A 20,093-nucleotide genomic window follows, 5' to 3' on the forward strand; every position below is an offset into this window, starting at 1 on the left:
ATTTTCCTCCTATTTGTAAATGCCGTATTCGTGCACAAACTCGTTGACCGCGCGGAAATTTTCCGCCTTCACGTCCTTGACGGTGAGCAGCGATTTATCCGTGGTAAAGAGGTAGCCGCCATTCGGTGCTGCCTTGTCGATGATTTCTTTGGCAGTGTCGATACACTGCTGCACAGTGCCAGTTCTCAGGATGCTGAGCGGCATATTGCCCATGATACACATCTTTTTGCCCAGCTTTTCCTTGACCACGCCCAGATCATCTTCTTCAAAATAGCCGATAACACCCTTTGGCAGCTCCTGAAGGAACTCGTAATAGCGGGTCCAGTTTTTTTCAAAGAACACCTGAATGGTGTAGCCTTCGCCCACCAGCTCGTCGATAAGTGCCTTAAAGCTTGGCCAGTATAGCTTTTCAAAGTCCTTGGTGCGCATGTAGGAGGGCATGTGCAGCGGCATAAAAACAGATGCGCTGCCGCCTGGTGTAGGGTTGCTCAGACGGGCCAGTTTGGCCATAAGCGGTGTGGAAACCTCTGCCGCCTGGCGGATTTGTTCGGAATGACGGCGGATATCCATAGACGCGCCGCTGAAGCCGCGCAGCTGATCTGCCACAAAGTCAAAGGGGGCTTCGGTGATGCCGCGGCGCAGGTTTGGAACCCCATATTTTTCTGCCACCAGGTTGTTGCCTGCCACAATCTTGCCCATAATACGGTTATTGGCATTGATGGCTCTTGCCCAGTTCAGGCCGCCTTCCATCCCCTCTGCCGCCAGGGCCGGGTATAAACGCGGCACTACCTTGTTGACAATGGTCTTGTAGGGGTCTGCGATATACTCATCGTATTCGTCAGCGTTTAAGCCGGATACCTCCGGATGCTGCACGTAGCCGTTGCTGTCGTTGGGCACAAAAGATTTAGACTGCATAACTTTGTAGAAAAGCGGGAAACGGCCCATATAGCCGCCGCCGTCAAAATAGAAGTCCTCATAAACCTTTGAGTAGGCCTCGGCGATACGGTCCACATTCCAAAGGGCTTCTTTCATATCAAAGCCTGCATACTCGATGGCAAAGGTCGGATCGACCTTACAGATAACCGGAATGCGGTCCGGTTGTTCAAGATTGACTGCCTTCTGGCATCTTTCTAAACTTTCCTGATATTTACTCATTTTACACCTCTTAATGTTTAAAATTATAATTATTTTTTTCCAAAATTGTCATCCTGTTTAAATTCATTCGCAGGCATAAAGCTTGTCCTTTCCCGGAAAATATGATATTCTAATGAGACAGTTTATGAAAAGGAGCCGCTTTATGTACGAAAAAGGGGTTCAAACCCGTAACATGATCTATCAAACTGCCAAGCAGTTATTTTATGACAAAGGCTACGAAAAGACCAAAATCAAGGAAATCGCCGACACGGCTGAGGTTCCCATCGGTCTTTTTACCTATTATTTTAAAACCAAGGATAAGATTGTTCAGCACATTTACTCTGAGTTTTTCACCCAGATCAGCCTCCGTATCACCGAAGCGATGAAGGACGGCCTGGACAATTCCATCCTGCGCCACGCCATTCTGTCCTGGATTTATTATGAGATTATCCTCAGCGACGAAAACAACCGTCGGTTTTACTATGAAAACCTCAAGAAAACCTCAAACTACCGGATCATGAATAAGACCGCTACCCAGACTTACCGCCGCTATGTGGAGGACTTCAATGTCGTGATCTCTGACCATGATTTCCAAAATCTCCTCTACCTCGACTTTGGCGCCCGGCGGGAATACTTTCTGAATTTCTTTGAAAAGCCTCTGGCGGACACCACCGACGATGTAATTTTTCTTATTAACGGTATCCTTCCCAGGCTTCTGGGCATCGACCAGAATACCATCACTACCATGCTTTACAAAGGCATCAACACTGCCAAAACCATTTATCACGACGATATTCGCTTCCTTGTGTAAAGGAGAGACGAAGCCCGCAGCCGCCGGGCTTTTTTTATTCCTCAGCCTTCTTAGCGTTTTTGGCTGCCAGCAGAACCAGAATCCCCAGAAGCGGGCCTGCCGCCATGGCGATCCAGACAGAAGAAAAGCTGCCGGTGCTGTCAGACATAAACCCGAATACCAGCGGGCCGATGAGAGACGCCAGCTGGAACATGACATTGGTAAAGCCTGTGGCCGTTGCCGAGAAGGCCGCGCCGGAGTAGTCAATGACAATGGCATTGAGATGCGGGTTGGCCGTATAAGAGAAAAAGCCAAACAAAAAGCCGGTCAGCATCAGGGCGCCCACGCTGGTCTGCATGCCAAAAATAACAGTGATCACCACCAGAACCAGATAACAGCCCATAATAAACTTACGGCGGTCCAGATGGAATTTATCAACAATAAAGCCAGAAATTACTGAAGCGATAATACCGCCGGCGCTGTAAAGCATCATAACCTGTCCGGCCACAGAGCTTTCAATGCCGAGAGAGCCCATATAAGCGTTTGCCCAGGTCGCAGTGCCAAGGGAAACCCACATCAGGCCAAAGCCTGCCAGCCCCACGAGCACAACACCTTTATTTTTCAGAACATCGCCCAGGCTTGAGAAAAAGCCGACCTTCGCAATCTGGCTTTTATCCACCTTTTCGCTTTTAACAAGAACAAAAACTAAAACTGCAATAATCATGGCGATAATGCCGATTACTCTGAAAGCACCCTGCCAGCCCATGCTGCTCAGCAGAACAGGTCCAAGGTAATTGCTTAAAAGCAGTCCGGCAGTCGGGCCGACAAGTAAAATCCCAAAAGCCATACTTCTTTCGTTTGGCTTGAAGTATTTGCTGATCATCTTTCCACAGCAGGCCATGATACAGCCAGCGCCCAGACCTGTCGCCACTCTCAGGGCAAAGCCCATCTCATAGCTTGTCATCATGGACAAGAAGAAGGTTGCCACGCCGCCGATCAAAAGCGAGATGGACATGACAAACTTGACGCCAAAACGGTCTGCCAGCATGCCGCCCGGAATCTGTGTAATCAGATATCCGGTATAAAAGGCCGACATATAAGCCCCAGCCTCGGTGGCGGACAGGCCAAATTCCTTACTCATGGTAGGAATGAGCGGCGACCAGATAAACCGCGTCATAAAGGTGACGGTAAAGCTGGCCAACAAAATAAATAACATAAACCAACGGAAACCAGAGCTTTCTTTTGCTGCTTTTTCCATTTTCCCCTCCAAATTTTTCACAATCAAATTTTATAAACCTCATGAAATTTACAATATTATTGTATTCGCTATCACCTGGTTTGTCAACCATAATTTTGTATTTTATAAAACTTTTATAATTTTTATCCTTTGGATTTTTAAAATTTTCTTAATTTTTTGGCTATTTCAAAGGGATTTAAAGCTATTTTACGGTTGAGTTCTGACTTATTGATTTTCTCAAATTTTATAATTCATTATATTTTTATAATATTATCTTTTTTTGTCCAAAACATAAAAAAGAAGCCAAAATCAAAAGATTTCAGCTTCTAAAAAGGACTAAAACAGCCAGCCCTACCAGCCCATAAGACTGCCGGCAATCGGTACCCACAGCGCCACCAGACCCGCCAGTGCCATCTGGATAAAGGCCGTGGATTTCGGCATGTCCATCATGGTGTAATATTTGGTGGAATAGGTGATGAGCGGCACCGTGTCCAGTGGGAACAGGTAGCAGTTGCTGGCGCAGATTCCCATCGCCACCAGCAGAATCATGACGTTCACCCCCGTTGTGTCTGCAAAGCTGACCATCGCTGGCGCGAGGACCGCGATGAGCGCCGGGGCCACCGGTATGACTAACAGCATCAGAAATACAATGACGCTCACGATAAACACCACGCCTGCGGCAGGCAGGCTCAGGGTGGCGGGCAGCACAGTATCGATAAACCAGGCACTCACGCCGTTGTCCACAATACAGTTGGCAATGCAGAGCACTGTCCCCACCAGGAAAAAGGCCTCCCAGCTCACGCTTTTCACAAATTCTTTCCAGGTCAGCACCTCGACGCCTGGCAGAAAGTAGCAGACAAAGCCCAAAAGGGCAATGATGGTCACATCCAGAAACGGGAGCCAGGAGCTGGCAATCCAGAAAGCCAGCATGCCCAGTGTGATGATCATGACCAGCGCCTCCTTTTTCTCGATTTTATCCGGCACCGCGATGGTCTCAAGGTACTTCTGAATTTTCTCCTGCCCCACCTCCGCGGGCTTGTAAGCCTTGATAATGACGAACCAGGCGATGGGCAGCAGAACAACGGCGATAGGAATCCCCACGAACATCCACTGCACAAAAGTGATGTTCATGCCTGCCAGCTGGTCTAACAGATCCATGGTCAGCAGATTTAAAGAAGTGCCCGCAGGCGTCATGATGCCGCCGATCATACTGGACACCGGGATGGCGATCATAATGGCCTTTCCAGTGCGTTTCCGCTCTGCCTCCGATTCAAAGATTTCCAGAAAGCCCAGACCGATCCCCATGAAAATGGCAGTTGTGGGCACATTGGAAACCAGCGACGATATGGCCGCCGCACAGATCATAATGGCCAGCAGGATGGTTTTGACATTTTTGCCAAAGACCCGCATGAGCCCGATGAGTATCCGGCGGGACAGCGGCACCTTAGCCACGGCCTCCGAGATGCCAAAGGACACCAGCACAAAATATAGAATCGGCGTGGTATAACCGCTGAGCGCGGTTTTCAGACTATCTGCCGCGCCCAGTGTGGGCAGTAGTGCGATACAGAAAATACAGATAACACCAATGGGAAGGGCCTCTGTCACCAGAAGCATCAGAAACGCCAGCAGGATACCAATGGTGGTAAAGCCTTCACTGGTAAGTCCCTGAGGAGCTGGCAAAACGAAAACGGCCGCTAAAAGAACAACACTCACGATCAAGCCCAAAAGTTGTCTTTTTTTCATTTTATTCCTCATTCTTATTTTTATTGATGGTATAAAAAAAGAGCTCCCGAAAAAAGAGAGCCCCTATGTACTTTTCTATGAAGGATTATTCTGTTGCCGCGTCGTCTGCTTCTGCTTTTTCGATGGCGGCTTTTTTGCGGAGGGCAATCTCGCCGTCCATTTCCATGACTTCCTTGTCACTGAGCTTGTAGAACAGAAGCGGGATGATGGCAACCGCGATGAAGATGGCCGGAACGATAAAGCACATGACGGTCGCGCCGCCTACCAAACTGTCGGTGATGGCCGCTTCGGCAGAGTAGCCGATGATGCCAAGACCCGTCGTGATGACCAGGCCTCTGAGCACGATGGACATCTTGATGGAGAAGGAGCACAGACCCATGATAAAGCCTTTGGTGTTCTTGCCGGTTTTGTACTCGCTGTAGGTGGCGCAGTTGGTGTAAAGGCTGGTGGTGAGCCCGTAAGCCACACCAAAGAAGACCTGGCTCACAAAGATGAGCACGATGACCGCAATCTGGCTGCCTGCGAAAAAGTAAGCAATGGCTGTAAAGACCACACAGCCCGCCATACCGATGATGGTGGACATTTTTGTTCCAAATTTGGCGACCGCGTGCTTGGAGAGCAGCGAGCCGACCAGTGTACCAAGGTTAAAGGCCAGCAGTACATTGCCAGTTACAGCCGCTGAGCTTTCCGGGAACATAACCTTTGAGTAGTAAGCGACAAAGGCCATAAGTGCATAGTAGCCGATCAAACGGATAAAGTCACAAAACACTGTGGCGACCAGCGGCGGATTGGCGAATACGCCCTTGAGCATATCCAGAACCGATACCTTCTCAACCTCGGCCAGCTCTGTCCCTTTTTCAGCCTTTGGCTCTGGCAGGTCATAGCCCGCGGTAATATAGTAGTGGACATAATAGCCGATGAACATTAAGATCGCGCCGACAAGAGCGGTCAGGGTATAGCCCCATACTTCACCGCCGCCTGCGAAAAGGCCGGCAAAGGCAACTGCCATGAGCGGAACAAGCTTCGATGCGAACAGTTTACCAATGCTGGAGCCTGCTGAGATACGGCCGGATAAGTGGGCGCGTTCGGTGGGCTCGTCGGTCAGAGCGCCGACCAGTGAACGGTTGGCAGTCCATGCGATATTCCAGATAAAATGACTGATGATGAATCCTAAACAAATGACAATCGCAGCGGTGAGGTCTGTGCCCACCTTTGTAAACTGGAGCGCGAAAAAGACAATGACAAAGGGTGGTCCGTAGAGCAGCCAGGAACGGTATTTACCGTGCTTCAGGTTGCATTTGTCCACGATGGCTCCGGCCACAATGGCGGAAACCGTGTCGCAGACACCGGTTAATGTCGAAATAATGGCCGCCCAGGCCAGTGGCAGGTGCGCAACGTCTGTTAAAAAGATGAGGAAGAATGACGTTTCGACCGTGGTCATAAATGAAAATCCGGCGTCCCCCAAGCCGAAGAAATTCTTAATCTTACTGTTAATTCGCTTCATAATTTTACTCCTCTTTCCCCTGTTTTGAAGCTGGAGCCGGCCTTACCCGGCTCCGTAACATATCTGTACGTAAATTTTATAAAAACAACTGGAACACAAAGCGGTAAATAGCTTCCTCGTAGGACTGCACCACCTCGGCGTCCGCAATCTCCTCTAACTGAGGGCGTTCCTTGACGTATTCTTCCCAGGTTGTGTAATATTCGCTGTTCATGATTTTCTCTCCTTTAAATTCTTAGTAAACGCCGTAAGTTCTGACGGTTTCGATCACGGCCTTCAGGTTGTCTGCAATGGGCCCTGCCAGTGAGTACAGGCTCTTGTCGGTGTTAAAGATGAAGCCGCCGCCTGGCGCCAGAATGTCGATGAGTTCTTTGGCCTTGTCCACACATTCTTTTTCGGTTGCGGTCTGGAGCATGGTGATCGGGAAGAAGCCAGAAATAATATGGTCCTTGCCCACCTTTTCCTTGGCCAGCTTTGGATCGCCGAATTCAAACTGCATTTCGACACGGTCCTTAAGGGATGCCAGATAATCAATCTTTTTCATCCAGTCCTGCTCAACAAACAGCTTGACGCCTGCGCCATGGTCGGACAGGTACTGCATCAGTGCCTCAAAGGTCGGCCACCAGAATTTGGCAAAGTCCTTTTCCTTCATGAACGGCGCCATGTGCAGCGGAATAAAGGTTCTCGCATAGCGTGAGGAAGCAGGCACAATACCGATTTTTTCCATGTGCGGCAGAATGGCCTCAACCGCTGCCACGACCTGCTCCTTGTTTCTGCGCATATCCTTGATGATCCCTGTGAAGGAGCGGATAAAATCTGCCATGAAGTCCAGCGGCGCTTCGGTCATGCCGCCCTTCGGCAGCGCGGCAAAGCCGTACTTGTTGGTCATCGCGGCGGCAACACCGCCCATAGCCGCGTCAATATCACATTTTGCCTTGTAGCCCTTGGCAAAGTTGAGAGCTGCGCGCATGGGCTCTGTGTCCAGCGCTGCAAACAGGCGGGGCATCAGCTTTTCAACCATACATTTGTAAGGGTCGGCGATAAATTCGTCGTATTCCTCCACTTCCAGGCAGTGCACCTCAGGGTGCTGCATGGTGCCGGTATTGCTCATGATAATGCCCTTTGCGCCTAAGATTTCGTAAAATCCCGGCGGACGCAGCGTGGGGGCGATGGGCGCTTTATCTGTTGGAAACTCTGAACAGACCTTGTCGAAAAAAGTCTCGAAGGTTTCAGGATTCCACTGGGCTGTTTTCATATCCATGCCCGCGTACGGAATAGCCGCGTCCCATGTGATGGATAATTCAATGGGCACGCGCTTTGGCTGCACGCCATCATAAACATCTTTGAATAGCTGGGTTCTTTCCTCTTGCAGTTGTTTTACATCACTCATTTTAATTCCCTCTCTTAGAAACCAATACATTGCTCCGGATCAATGTATTTTTTAGTATAATCTTTTTGATTACTGTTTTTTCAGTAAATTTCTTTTTGTTTACTGAAATGATAAACCTTTTCAGATTTTTTGTCAAGGATTTTTTATTAAATATTTTATTTTTTACTGTTTTAACAGTAAAAAATAACACTTTTTCTGAAAATAAGGCTATGTGAAGCCTTTTTCAGAAAAAGTGTTATTCCGGTTTTCTTAAGCTATTGCAGCAGGCCGATGACAAAATTCATGAACGCCGCTTCATCGCCCTCCCAGATTTCGCGCACCAGCGCCTCCCTTTCTGCATCGAGAGCCATGGTTTCCTTTACGTCCTCAAAGGGGAACAATCCTGTTTTTACGTTGTTATCCATTCTGCACCTCCTAATATTTTCCATGCTCACGGACATAGGCGTTGACCGCGGTAATGTTTTCCATGTTAATATCCCGCACCGATGTGGTGATCTTGTCAAAACCAAAGGCATAGCCGCCGCCCGGGGCCAGAATATCCATCAGCTCTTTGGTCTTGTCAAGGCATGCCTCCTTTGTTCCCTGGGCAATGGTGGTCACAGGGAAAAAGCCGGTAACGCTCATGATCTTTCCAAGGCGGTCCTTGATAACCCTGGGGTCTGCGTACTCAAAGCGCCCCAGAATCCGGCCGGCTGGCAGTTCTTCCAGATAATCATAATAGCGGGTCCAGTCGCCCTCAAAGAAAATATAGAGATAGTGCCCCTTTTCCACCAGCGCCTCAACCATCTGCTTAAAGGTCGGCCACCACAGCTCGCCAAAGACCTTTTCGCTGAGGTATGGCGGCATGTGCAGCGGCATAAAGACCATCTGGTGGGCTGCCGGCGGCGCAACACAGGCCTTCTGGATCATCAACGGCAGCAGGGCTTCGCAAGCTTCCTTTACCTCGCTCTTATGGCGGCGGATATCCTTTGAAATGCCCGTAAAGCTTCTGAGCAGATCGGCCAGAAAGTCAAAGGGCGCTTCCGCCGACGCCGAAGTGATGAGCGGCAGGCTGTTATCCGTGAGGATCTGTCCCACCGCTGCGTTAAAAGGCCCAAATGTCCGGTTAAAGGTCATCATACCTCTGGCCAACGCCATGCTGCGGTAAGGCTCTGGCTTGTCAAAGACCTGATAAAGCCTCGGCAGGCATGTGCCGGCCAGAAAGGCAGCCGGGTCCGCGATGAGCACCGCGTACTCGGTATCCTCCATGGCGTGCACCTCCGGATGCTGGACATAGCCGTCCTTGCTCTGCACAAAAGATTTGGCTTCCAGAGCGCTGTAATACCGCGGTGAACGGTAAAAGGTGCTCCGGATAAAATCACTGTCGTAGGCCGGGATAGCCTTACCCATCGCGTCGATGGCGAGACTGGTGTCCCAAAGCCCCTCAAACATGGGATACCCTGCGTACTCGATAGCCAGCTCTGGCGTGACCACGTGCTCAATGGGCACATAGTCCGGTGTTTCCAGCGCCACAACCTTACGGATATTCTCGATCCGCTCCTGTTTCTGATTCATTTGATTACCCCTTTCCCAATACTAAATTTACATAACCGTAGAATCCATGCAATATTTTCGGCTTTTTTCAAAATAGCCGATTTATAGTTTGCATTATAGGACCTATTTCAGGGTTTGTCAAACATTTTTATTAAAAACTTTTGTTTTTACTATTATCTTTTCTTCTAAAACCCTGATAAAATCACGTCTTTCGAGTTTTTTAATTTTTTTCTGAACAAAGTTATGCTATACTGTTAAAAACAGCATCAGGGAGAGGTTTATGGCAAAAGCAGCATCCGACAAGGGATTGAAAACTAAAAACAAAATTCTTGAGATCGCCCGGGCCGATTTTCACAGCAAGGGCTTTGCAAAGACGTCGGTCAAGGACATCTGCGCTCAGGCTGGCATCCGCACTGGCACCTTCGCCTATTATTTTAAGACAAAGGAAGATCTGATCAAGGCCGTCTATTCCGATCTCCATCTCCAGACCTACGCCTTTGTGGAAAACCATACTCAGAGCGAAGGCATCAACAGTATTGAGAAGAACGCCTACACCGCGTTTCTGTACTACGCCGCTGTCTTCAAGGATGACGCGACCGCCTGCTTTCACGCCGATACCCTCCGGCGGGAATCCATCCAGGCCTTTCTGGGCCAGAATTTCCGCCATGTCTACCGCCAGTTCATCAAGGACTGCGGCTACAGCCTCAGTGACGCTGAGCTCTACACCCTCAGTCTGGCCGATCTTGGCATGCGGCGTGAGATCGTCCTCGATTTCATTGAAAATCCAAGGCCGGGGCACACCGTCAGGGGACTCATCACGCACCTTTACCTCTATCGGAGCCGGCTTTTTAAAATTGACGAGGACCAGATGCAGACCTACCTTTTAAGGGGCGAAAAATTTGAACAAAAACACGATCATTCAAAAATAAAACTCCTGGTCTGATGCCGATGCTAATATTTACATTGACACGTCAAAATTCTGTCTGTTCCGGCGTGTTTACGCCTTGTCCTCCTCTAAAATCCATGTTAAAATTTTTGTTAGAACTTTTTTAGAAGGAGCCCAACTATGCGAAAAATGACAAAAGGCGAAATGACAAAGGAGCGCATTCTCGCGAGCGCCAAGGAGCTGTTTTACGAACAGGGCTACGACGCAACCACCATCCAACAGATCGCTGACCATTCGGGGACAACGCTTGGCTCTATGACCTACCATTTTGCGACCAAAGCCACCTTTGTGAGCCGTCTTTTCGACGACTACTTTACCAATCTTGACTCAGCCATCCGCCAAAAACAATACGAACCGTGGAATTCCTTTGAGAGCCACTTCCGGCTGACCATGATCTACTACCACAACCTCTTATCAGACCCGCACACGCAGAATTTCTATTACGAGGTTTTTAAGAATGATACGTTGTTCAGCTCTCTTCACGGGAACATCAGCCAGATTTACCATGATTTTATAAGGGATTACAGTCTGCGCATTCGGCCCATTGAGTTTAACGCCATTGTAACCGCCGACTTCGGTGCCCGCCGCGAGTGTCTGCTTTCCTATTGTGAGGGACGTTTGAAGATGCCCATTGAGGATTTCGGCATTTTCCTCCTGACCAATACAGCCCGCTGTATCGGTATTCCTGAGGCCGCCATCTATAAAACCAGCTACCAGTCTCTGGTTTTTTACAGAAGCCATGATTTTTCAGACGTTCAGCTTTTAAAATGATGTTTTTTCCTGAACTGGGTACAAAAAATGCAGAAAAGTCCAAAACCTTTGTGATTTTGGACTTTTCTGTATTTTTTGTATCTTATCTGCGCGTGATACTGCTGAGAAATTCCTTTGTCCGGTCGTTTTTCGGATGCTCGAAGATATCTTCAGGCGTGCCCTCCTCTAAGATGATGCCGTCGTTCATAAAGAGGATCTTGTTGGCGACCTCTCTGGCAAAACTCATTTCATGGGTCACGACGATCATGGTCATGTGTGCCTCGGCCAGCTGCTGCATAACGTTCAGAACCTCGCCGGTCAGTTCTGGGTCCAGAGCGGAGGTCGGCTCGTCAAAAAGCAGAATGTCTGGGTTCATCATAAGGGCACGGGCGATGGCGACGCGCTGTTTTTCGCCGCCGGAAAGAGTGGACGGCATGGCGTCGATCTTTTCGAGCAGACCGACCTGGGCCAGATGCTTCTCACAGCGCATATCCATGGCCTCGCCCTTTTCCTTCTTGACAACCTTGGGGGCGAGCTCCAGATTCTGGCGGACTGTGAGGTGCGGAAAGAGATTAAAATGCTGGAACACCATCCCCATCTTCATGATAATGCTCCGAATCTCGTTCTGGGAAGCATAGACGCCGTCCTTCATCAGGTCCTTGCCCTCCATAGTGATGGTGCCGCTATCGGCCTTTTCAAGATCGATCAGGCAGCGTAAAAGTGTCGATTTCCCAGAGCCGGAGGAGCCGATCACCGCCACAACATCGCCCCGGTTCACCTGAAAGGAGACGCCCTTCAGCACATGATTGGTGTCAAAGCTCTTGTTCAAATTGAATACGTTGATGATTTCTTCCATGACAGTCTCCTAAAATTCGTATTTCTTTTCCAGTTTTTTAAAGACAAAGGTGAGCACAAAATTGATGACCAGATAGATGGCGGCTGCTACAACAAAGGCAAAGGGGTTGGCGTCCCGGTTCACTGCTGTTTTGGCATAGTGGATGATTTCCGCCACACCGATGGTGGTGACCAGCGCGGTATCCTTGAGCAGGGTAATGGTCTCATTGCTGATGGAGGGCAGACAGACTCTGATCATCTGCGGAATGACCACACGGGTCATGGTCTCAAACTTAGTCAGCCCCAGAACCTTAGACGCTTCGTACTGCCCCTTGTCAATGGCTAAGAGCCCGCCTCTGAAAATTTCGGCAAAATAGGCGGCGTAATTAAGCCCAAAGGCGATGCAGGCTGCCACAAAGCGGTCAAACACCAAAAATTTGCCAACGCCCGGCAGAAGCGGCAGGCCAAAATAGACAAACATCAACTGTAAGAGCAGCGGCGTTCCTCTTAGGATGTAGATATAGACTTCTGCAAAGCCCCGCAGCGCCATGATCCTGCTTCTGGACATCAGGGTAAACAAAAATCCCAGCGGCAGGGACGAAATGATCGTTACCGCAAAAACAGCCAATGTCACCAGACACCCCTGGAGCATTGGCGTGAGCACATTCATAAAATAGGTTGAATCCATAATATCTCCCGTTTTTAGGTGGAGAATTGAGAATGCAGAATGGAGAATTAAAAGGGCAAACCACTGTATGGTTTCAGAGTATCAAAAAATCTTAAAAGGTGCAGTCTCGGCCTGCGGCACTCTTTTGACAATCTGTAGGATGCGCACAGCGCATCCGCTCCTCTAATTCTCCATTTTCAATGCTCAATTCTCAAATCATTTAATTTCCTGTATAGAAAATGTCTTCGCCGAACCATTTCTTGGAAATTTCAGCGGCAGTACCGTCAGCGACCATGTCGTCGATGGCTTTCTGAATTTTTTCCTGTAATTCAGTATTGCCTTTCTTGACACCAACCGCATAGGTTTCTGGTGACAGGCTTTCGTCCAGGATCACATAATCTGCGTTTTCACTTGAGATGTAGTAGCGCGCGACCACAGAGTCGACAATGACGGCGTCGATACGGCCAATGCCTAAATCCTGAAGGGCGGATACATTTTCGGGGTATTCATTCATTCCCGCAACCTTGGTGTGGATATCGTCCGCTTCAAAGGCGTCATAGGCGGTGGAGCCCTTCTGGAGGCCGACGTTCTTGCCTTCAAGGTCTGCTTTTTTAGCGATGCCGGAATCCTTCTTAACCACGATTACCTGATCGTTTTTCAGGTACGGCTTGGTCATGAGCATGGCTTCCTGGCGCTCTGGTGTGACGGACAGGCCGTTCCAGATCGCGTCGATGTTGCCGCTGTCCAACTCAAGCTCTTTGGTATCCCAGTTGACGACCTGCATCTTAGGTTCCATACCCATGCGTTTGGCGGCTTCGGTAGCTAAATCCACATCAAAGCCGACGATGTTGTTCTGATCGTCTCGGAAGCCCATTGGCGGAAAGGAATCGTCCAGACCAACCACAAAGGTTTTGTCGTCATTGGCGCTGTTTCCTGCTGCCTGGTTGTCGTTTCCACCGCTGCTGCTGCAGCCTGACAGCATGGCCAGGGACAGAAGCGCAACGATGAGTAAGGTCATCATACTTTTCTTTTTCATTTCTCTCTCCTTTAAAATGACAGTATTCATATACCTGTATTATACACTTCATTACAGTAAAATGCTACTATAAAATGCATATTTTTTTATTATTTATTTGTTGTACTTATTTATTGTCCATTAGCCTTAGAGTGCCTTTTCCTCATAATTAATCCTCTCTATCCAGGGGCGAAAAGGTTGAATCCGCTTCATGCAGCCGCTTTTCGCCACATTCCGGGCAAACGCAGTCCGAAAGGTCAAGGGTCTCGGGTTCCACTGCTTCAAGCGTTTCGCCGCATTCACAAATATATTCTGGCATGATCTTCTGTCCATCGGCTTTCTCCACCGCGTAGGCAAAGCGTTTATAAAAAGCTCCGCAGGCCGGGCAGCGATAAACGCCGTAGCAGTAATCGGTGACGAGGGTTCCGCCCTCCTCTGCCACCAGACGCTTAATGCGGGCCAGCGCCTCCGGGTCCCGGACCAGTCTTGGCAGCACAGCGTACTCCGAATCGAAATCCGGCGCCCCGGAATGGAGCAGCCCAACGCCCAGGTAAAAGTCCTTTTCATAGCCGCACTTTTGGCAGCGGATCGCAAACGTATTTTTCATATGTTGTCCCTTCCTTGGTTTTTCTTTACCTTTTCAATTACAAAAAAACAGGTGCGTCCTGTTTCGCGACGCACCTGTCTGCCTTTTTGTTCTCTTACGGCATATGATTGTAGAATACTTCCAGAATTTCTGCGGAGGATGCAGCGCCCGGGTCCAGATGGCCGATGGCACGTTCACCAAGACGCATGGCTCTGCCTTTGGTCGCAACAATATTGCGGGTCGATTCAAGGCCGTCTTTGCCGGCTTCTACTGCTTTCGCCATGGCTTCTTTTGGAGCTGCACCACCTTCATAGGCGGATTTTAAAGTTTCAACCGCTGGTACTAAAGTATCCAGCATTGTTTTTTCACCGGTGGTCGATTTGCCACGCTTTTTAATGATGTTGACGCCGGTTTCCATCATTTCGATGAATTCGTCAAAGGTAACGCCGTCGTCCGGGCCCTTTGTCTTGACCGGCAGGCCAAATTTCATAAAAAAGCTGCCGTATAACGGTCCGGAGGAACCACCAACCTTGTCAAGTAACGCGGTACCAACTTTTTTATAAAAGCCGTTAACACTTTCCTTCTGCCATTCGTCCAGGTTTTTATCCACTTCTCTGAAGCCGATGGACAGGTTCATACCGTGGTCGCCGTCGCCGATGGCAGAGTCCAGCTCTGTAAAATAGTCCTTACGGTCTTCTGCCAGCTTGATGAGATCTTTGACAACATCTACAAAATACTGTTTATCTAAAACATATTCGCTCATTTTTTGGTCTCCTTTTGTTCTTATTTCACCAAATGCGCCCTGTCCTATCGATAGGGACATAGGACAGGACGTACTTTGTGAAGTAAAGAATCCCGGACCCCGCTAAGGGCCCGAGACACAGTTATAGTTTATTCTCTCTTAATTTCGTTAACGTCTTAATTATTTTACCTGTGTGAAGTAAGGTGTGTCACATGGGTAATCTAATAATTCTTTCAGTTCGTCATCCAGTTTACATAAAGTAACGGACATCCCGGCCATATCCATGGAACAGGCAAAAGGACCAACTAAAGCTCTGTGAACCTTAATGCCCTTTTCTTCCAGGATCTGCGCAACACGTCTGTAGCAGATGTGTAAGTCAAGAATCGGAGTAGCGCCTAAACTGTTTACCAGTACATAAACTTCATCGCCAGATTCGTATGGCAGGTCTTTCAGGATTGGGTCCATGATTTCGTCGATTACCGCGTCAGCCGGTTCGATCTTGCCTCTTCTGACACCAGGTTCGCCGTGGATACCCATACCGATTTCCATGTCGCCGTCTTCCATGTCAAAGATCGGGCCGCCTTTAGATGGTAAGGTAGCGGAAGACATGGCAACGCCCATGCTGCGGGTATTGTCATTACATTTTGAAGCGGCTGCAACAACAGCGTCCAGATCTGCGCCCATGGCAGCTTTTGCGCCAGCAGCCTTGAATACGAAGAAGTCGCCTGCAATACCGCGGCGGTCAGGGATATTTTCTGAGGAAACAACATCGTCTGTTACCAGAACAGTTTCAACACGGATATCGTCTTCTTCATCGGCTTTTTCTGCGCCCATGTCAAAGTTCATCACGTCGCCTGCGTAGTTACCGTATAAATAGATAACGCCCTTGCCATTGTCAACAGCTTTAGCGGCTGCGTAGCATGGGTCTGGAGAAGGAGAAGTATTGATATTACCAATTACAACGCCATCCGCAAAGTTTTCACCGACATAACCGATGAACAGCGGTTCATGACCGGAGCCACCACCAATAACAACACCAACTTTGTCTTTTGTTCCAGCATCTTTTGCCACAACGACACGGCCCTGCGCTTCTTCAAGGTCACACATTTTTACATAGCGGTCATGCGCTTTGACATATCCTTCCACCATTTCTTCCACTACGTCGTAGGGATCGTTGATCAAACGTTTCATTGTCATGATAAATTTCCTCCTGAAATTCTTTATTTTAACGGGTGACTCCCGTTATTAACATTTACACAGCTCTTTAGCTGATTTGGACACATTCATGATTTCTTCCGGGTCGTCGGTGATGGTCGCCTGCACCACACCGGCGAAAGCGCCTTCCACGATGGGGCAGTCCACCATATGGACTCTTTCCTGCAGGTCGTCCTCGAGCATATCGATGGCGGTTTCCGCACTGATGATCGAGCTGCCCATATCGGCGTAAATCAAAATGTTCTTACAGTCCTCCAGGGACTCGATGGCGTCCTGAATCTTAATCGCGCTGGTTCCGATTCTTCCGCCGTCAGCGCCACCTGCCGCGATTACCTTTACACTACCATCATTCATTTCTTCGACAATTTCTGCCAAACCTTCTGCCAGCTTTGCGCTGTGAGAAACGATTACAACACCTGTACCTGCCATAAATATCCTCCTAAAATTTGATTCACTTCGCCGTGAAGCTTCTTTCATGCCCGTTGAACGCTGCCAAATGGGCACGCTGATTATACAACGCAAGATGCGTGCCAAAACTTAAGACCGGGTCTGTTTTTATGTTAACCCATATTTCTTAGCTTTGGCTGAAACCGTCTTGTGGTCAAGGCCAAGGGCCTCCCCGGCTTTTCTGAAACTTTTATATTTAGACAGGGCAGAAGCGATGAGGTCCCGCTCCATTTCCGCAAAGGTGGGTATTTTTTCCCCGTTTTCATCCGGCACACCCGAAAATCCGGGGATATTTTCCCCAATCGCTCGGACGTAGGACGGCAGATCGTCCACGCCGATCCACTCACCGGCGCTCAGGGTAACCCCCCGCTCGATGATGTTCTCCAGCTCACGGACGTTCCCAGGAAAGACATAGTCCTCCAGGCACTGAAGCGCAGGCTTTGTGATGCGCCTCGGCGGTAATTGGTATCGCATACATATTTTATCAATAAATGCTTCCACAAGCAAGGGAATATCGCCTTTTCTTTGGCGTAAAGGCGGTAAAATGACTGAAATAACGTTCAAACGGTAGTATAAATCCTTGCGGAAGCTGTTATTTTCCATTAATTTCTCAAGGGGCGCGTTGGTGGCTGCGATGACCCGCACATTGATCTTGACAGGCGCAAGTCCGCCGACCCGCTCAACCTCCTGCTCCTGTAGCACCCGCAGCAGCTTGGCCTGCATGGCGCGGTCCATATCTCCAATCTCGTCCAGGAAAATGGTGCCGCCGTCGGCCAGCTCAAATTTACCCGGTTTCATGCGCACCGCTCCCGTAAAGGCACCCTTCTCATAGCCGAAAAGCTCGGCCTCCAGAAGGTCAGCCGGGATGGCCGCACAGTTCATACTCACAAAGGCTGCGTCTTTCCGGGTGCTGGCGTTATGAATGGCCTTGGCCACCAGTTCCTTGCCGGTACCGCTCTCGCCGCGGATGAGCACTGTGGCGTCGGTTTTGGATGCCTTGGAGGCCAGAGACAGCGCCTCTAAAAGTACGCCGCTCTTGCCGATGATTTTCTCAAAGGAGGCGCCGATGTCCTCCCGCTTTTCCAGTTCCTTTTCGAGCATGACCGTCTTGGCGGAAAGCTCCTCTACCTTGGCGGCCAGCTTGGTGATCTCAGTCAGTTCACGGGCCACGATGGCGTTGCCGCTGACCGCACCATCCACTGCGATCGGGCGCACGTCCAGCATGAATTCCCGCCCATCGGCGTTGGTGATGACCGTACCGCTCTGTCCGTTAAAAAAACCATTGGGGATTTTTTCCCCAGGGAACAAAATGCTGATGCACTGTTCGGTAAGCTCGGACACCCTCTTTTTCAAAATACCCGTAAAGGCATCATTGGCATAGGTGATCCGATGGTCCTTGTCCACCAGGCAGATGCCATCGTACACAGCCTCCAGAATGCTGATAAGCTTGCCCTCCAGCTCTTTTACACTGCTCAGCTCCCAGGATAACGCCTCGATCTGGGTGATGTCCTGAAGCACGGCCACAGCGCCCACATTGCAGTTTTCCACCACCACTGGGCTTTTGTCGCTAATGACCCAGTTGCCGCCCACGGCCTCCTTTACCCCCAGCTTTTCCCTGCCAGTCGCAATCACTTCCGCTGCGCCGAAGCCGGGGATCAGGTCGTCCACCAGACGGCCGATGGCCTCAGCGGCGTCGATGCCGGTCATGGCCTCAGCGGCAGCGTTGAAAATGGTGATGCGCCCTGCGCCGTCCATGACAATGAGGCCGTTGTGGATGCTCTCAAAAATCTTTTCACTGGTCAGGGTATTTTTCTGGATGATGTTGTCAACCTCATCCTGATCCACCACACCGGCGCCGTCCATAAACTCGGCCAGGGCGGTTACAGCCTGCTCACTCCCCGTGCCGTCGCCAAAGATCTGGATCTGTTCGCCCTTCTTTAACTTCATCCCCACCAGCGGCAGTACGGAATTGCAGGGAACGATCAGGGCACGGTCCACCCGCTTAATGTACAGGCGGCATCCAAAACGCTCCTCAAGCTCTGTTGTCTTCTGAACCACCATCGCGGCCACCCGAGTATGAATTCCCTTCTCGTAGCCGATGGTCACGTTTTTTTTTGTTCGCAAGCTGCGCCCTCCTTCTTTTTCAATTGCATTCATTCTATCCTGTTTTTATGCTTTTTTCCAGTGTTTATTTTGTCGTGTTCCTGCAACCTTAATAAAACTTTACATTTTATTCGGAAATTAATTTCTGCTATGCAAATAATTAAAAATATGGCATAATAGACTTAAAGAAACTAATAAAATTCCAGGAGGATTTACAAATGAGAATTGCAATTGATTGTGATGATGCTGCTTTTGATTTCAAGGATGCGATCTACGAACATTTAAAAAGCGAAGGTTACGACATTACGGACTTAAAATATTCTGCTGACCATGACTGCGATTACCCGGACATTGCTTTTAATCTGGCTGAAAAGGTAGCGGACAAAACCTATGACAGAGGAATCATCATCTGCGGTACCGGCCTTGGCGTTGCCATGATGGCGAACAAGGTACCAGGCGCTTTCGCAGGCACATGCCACGATACCTTTGCCGCAGAACGTCTGGCAAAATCTAACGACGCCAACATTATCACCATGGGCGCACGCTGCATTGGGGTTGAACTTGGCAAAATGATCGTTGACGCTTACCTGAAGAGTGAATTTGCCGGCGGCGGTTCTACCAAAAAAGTAGAACGCATGCGCGAGCTCGAAAAAACTTACATGAAATAATCCAGGTTCCATCATGAAAAAGATGTTTTTAGGAACAAACTGGAAAATGAATAAGACAACCGCTGAGGGGCTGTCTTACACGGAGGCGCTGACGGACATTATTCCAAACTACCCGGAATTTGAATTTTTCATCATTCCGCCCTATGTTCAGCTTTGGAAAATCCGTGAGCTCATCGACTCTAAAAAATCCGCTTTAAAACTGGGCGCCCAAAACGTGCATTATGAGGACGCCGGACAGTTTACCGGGGAGATTTCCCCCACACAGCTAAAGGAAATCGGCGTGGACATCCTGGAAATCGGCCACAGCGAACGCCGCCAGTACTTTAACGAGACCGACTACACCGTCAACCTCAAAACCCTTGCAGCCTTAAAGCACGGTTTTACGCCGCTTGTCTGCATCGGCGACAGCATGCAGGACAAAAAATACGGTGTGTCTAAAGAAGTGCTGGCCCGCCAGCTCAAAATTGCCCTGCACGATGTGCCTGCAGAGGCCATCGGCAAATTCTGGGTGGCCTATGAGCCTGTCTGGGCCATCGGCGTTAACGGGATTCCCGCTGAAGCACCTTTGGTGAACGACATTCATAACCATTTGCGGGATGTCACGGTTGAGCTCTACGGCAAAGCCGGACGTGAAATTCCGCTACTGTTCGGCGGCAGTGTCAACATTGACAACGCCAAGCAGTACGCCCCTTTCGAAAATGTCAACGGGCTGTTCATCGGCAGAAGCGCATGGCAGCCAGACTCCTTCGAAGCCATCATGAAATCTTTGCACGAAACCTTAGCATAAACAAA

Annotated in this window: 21 protein-coding genes; 5 read left to right on the forward strand and 16 right to left on the reverse strand. The window is 49.4% G+C overall.

Annotated elements, in window-relative coordinates; genetic code table 11:
• Positions 1-9: 9 nt before the first annotated feature.
• Positions 10-1,155, reverse strand: coding sequence for a uroporphyrinogen decarboxylase family protein (locus DW091_RS14815; RefSeq protein ID WP_074617923.1), 1,146 nt, complete (start codon positions 1,153-1,155; stop codon positions 10-12).
• Between the two features lie 142 nt (positions 1,156-1,297).
• Here DW091_RS14815 and DW091_RS14820 point away from each other — a divergent pair, with 142 nt between their 5' ends.
• The gene (locus DW091_RS14820) at positions 1,298-1,945 is read left to right on the forward strand and encodes a TetR/AcrR family transcriptional regulator (protein WP_058696060.1); all 648 of its coding nucleotides are present in this window, start codon (positions 1,298-1,300) and stop codon (positions 1,943-1,945) included.
• 34 nt (positions 1,946-1,979) lie between these two features.
• Here DW091_RS14820 and DW091_RS14825 read toward each other — a convergent pair whose 3' ends face one another.
• The 7 genes from DW091_RS14825 to DW091_RS14850 form a co-directional block, all read right to left on the reverse strand.
• Complete coding sequence (locus tag DW091_RS14825; RefSeq protein ID WP_058696061.1) at positions 1,980-3,182, reverse strand: MFS transporter; 1,203 nt, start codon at positions 3,180-3,182, stop codon at positions 1,980-1,982.
• A gap of 330 nt (positions 3,183-3,512) precedes the next feature.
• On the reverse strand, positions 3,513-4,904 hold the full coding sequence (locus DW091_RS14830) for a DASS family sodium-coupled anion symporter (RefSeq protein WP_118518542.1): 1,392 nt from the start codon (positions 4,902-4,904) through the stop codon (positions 3,513-3,515).
• A gap of 85 nt (positions 4,905-4,989) precedes the next feature.
• Entirely contained in the window at positions 4,990-6,408 is a 1,419-nt protein-coding gene (locus DW091_RS14835) for an MFS transporter (RefSeq protein WP_118518543.1), read from the reverse strand.
• Positions 6,409-6,484: 76 nt separating this feature from the next.
• A complete protein-coding gene (locus tag DW091_RS20725) occupies positions 6,485-6,619 on the reverse strand; it encodes a hypothetical protein (RefSeq protein ID WP_263422116.1) in 135 nt (44 codons plus the stop codon).
• A 21-nt stretch (positions 6,620-6,640) separates the two neighbouring features.
• On the reverse strand, positions 6,641-7,795 hold the full coding sequence (locus tag DW091_RS14840) for a uroporphyrinogen decarboxylase family protein (RefSeq protein ID WP_058696064.1): 1,155 nt from the start codon (positions 7,793-7,795) through the stop codon (positions 6,641-6,643).
• 254 nt (positions 7,796-8,049) lie between these two features.
• Positions 8,050-8,199, reverse strand: coding sequence for a hypothetical protein (locus DW091_RS20190; RefSeq protein ID WP_158501407.1), 150 nt, complete (start codon positions 8,197-8,199; stop codon positions 8,050-8,052).
• 10 nt (positions 8,200-8,209) lie between these two features.
• A complete protein-coding gene (locus DW091_RS14850) occupies positions 8,210-9,349 on the reverse strand; it encodes a uroporphyrinogen decarboxylase family protein (RefSeq protein WP_118518545.1) in 1,140 nt (379 codons plus the stop codon).
• A 259-nt stretch (positions 9,350-9,608) separates the two neighbouring features.
• Here DW091_RS14850 and DW091_RS14855 point away from each other — a divergent pair, with 259 nt between their 5' ends.
• Both DW091_RS14855 and DW091_RS14860 read left to right on the forward strand, forming a co-directional pair.
• Positions 9,609-10,271, forward strand: coding sequence for a TetR/AcrR family transcriptional regulator (locus DW091_RS14855; protein WP_118518546.1), 663 nt, complete (start codon positions 9,609-9,611; stop codon positions 10,269-10,271).
• A gap of 123 nt (positions 10,272-10,394) precedes the next feature.
• Positions 10,395-11,045, forward strand: a complete 651-nt coding sequence (locus DW091_RS14860) for a TetR/AcrR family transcriptional regulator (RefSeq protein WP_118518547.1) — start codon at positions 10,395-10,397, stop codon at positions 11,043-11,045.
• Positions 11,046-11,127: 82 nt separating this feature from the next.
• Here DW091_RS14860 and DW091_RS14865 read toward each other — a convergent pair whose 3' ends face one another.
• From DW091_RS14865 to DW091_RS14900, 8 genes are all read right to left on the reverse strand, one after another.
• Complete coding sequence (locus tag DW091_RS14865) at positions 11,128-11,880, reverse strand: amino acid ABC transporter ATP-binding protein (protein WP_074617917.1); 753 nt, start codon at positions 11,878-11,880, stop codon at positions 11,128-11,130.
• 9 nt (positions 11,881-11,889) lie between these two features.
• The gene (locus DW091_RS14870) at positions 11,890-12,546 is read right to left on the reverse strand and encodes an amino acid ABC transporter permease (RefSeq protein ID WP_118518548.1); all 657 of its coding nucleotides are present in this window, start codon (positions 12,544-12,546) and stop codon (positions 11,890-11,892) included.
• A gap of 199 nt (positions 12,547-12,745) precedes the next feature.
• The gene (locus DW091_RS14875; RefSeq protein ID WP_058696070.1) at positions 12,746-13,561 is read right to left on the reverse strand and encodes an amino acid ABC transporter substrate-binding protein; all 816 of its coding nucleotides are present in this window, start codon (positions 13,559-13,561) and stop codon (positions 12,746-12,748) included.
• A 148-nt stretch (positions 13,562-13,709) separates the two neighbouring features.
• On the reverse strand, positions 13,710-14,147 hold the full coding sequence (locus DW091_RS14880) for a hypothetical protein (RefSeq protein WP_118518549.1): 438 nt from the start codon (positions 14,145-14,147) through the stop codon (positions 13,710-13,712).
• A 94-nt stretch (positions 14,148-14,241) separates the two neighbouring features.
• Complete coding sequence (dhaL, locus tag DW091_RS14885; RefSeq protein ID WP_058696072.1) at positions 14,242-14,889, reverse strand: dihydroxyacetone kinase subunit DhaL; 648 nt, start codon at positions 14,887-14,889, stop codon at positions 14,242-14,244.
• Between the two features lie 159 nt (positions 14,890-15,048).
• Positions 15,049-16,065: a dihydroxyacetone kinase subunit DhaK gene (locus DW091_RS14890; RefSeq protein ID WP_339622556.1), complete on the reverse strand. Its 1,017-nt coding sequence runs from the start codon at positions 16,063-16,065 to the stop codon at positions 15,049-15,051.
• 48 nt (positions 16,066-16,113) lie between these two features.
• Positions 16,114-16,512, reverse strand: a complete 399-nt coding sequence (gene dhaM / locus DW091_RS14895) for a dihydroxyacetone kinase phosphoryl donor subunit DhaM (protein WP_058696073.1) — start codon at positions 16,510-16,512, stop codon at positions 16,114-16,116.
• Positions 16,513-16,638: 126 nt separating this feature from the next.
• Positions 16,639-18,654 carry a sigma 54-interacting transcriptional regulator gene (locus tag DW091_RS14900; protein ID WP_118518550.1) on the reverse strand — a complete coding sequence of 672 codons (2,016 nt, stop codon included), beginning with the start codon at positions 18,652-18,654 and terminating at the stop codon, positions 16,639-16,641.
• A 197-nt stretch (positions 18,655-18,851) separates the two neighbouring features.
• Here DW091_RS14900 and DW091_RS14905 point away from each other — a divergent pair, with 197 nt between their 5' ends.
• Both DW091_RS14905 and DW091_RS14910 read left to right on the forward strand, forming a co-directional pair.
• Positions 18,852-19,301, forward strand: a complete 450-nt coding sequence (locus DW091_RS14905; RefSeq protein WP_058696075.1) for an RpiB/LacA/LacB family sugar-phosphate isomerase — start codon at positions 18,852-18,854, stop codon at positions 19,299-19,301.
• A gap of 22 nt (positions 19,302-19,323) precedes the next feature.
• Positions 19,324-20,088 carry a triose-phosphate isomerase gene (locus tag DW091_RS14910; RefSeq protein WP_224168814.1) on the forward strand — a complete coding sequence of 255 codons (765 nt, stop codon included), beginning with the start codon at positions 19,324-19,326 and terminating at the stop codon, positions 20,086-20,088.
• Positions 20,089-20,093 lie beyond the last annotated feature (5 nt).

It is taken from the genome of Eubacterium sp. AM05-23 (genome assembly GCF_003477535.1).
Classification (GTDB): Bacteria; Bacillota; Clostridia; order Eubacteriales; family Eubacteriaceae; genus Eubacterium; species Eubacterium maltosivorans.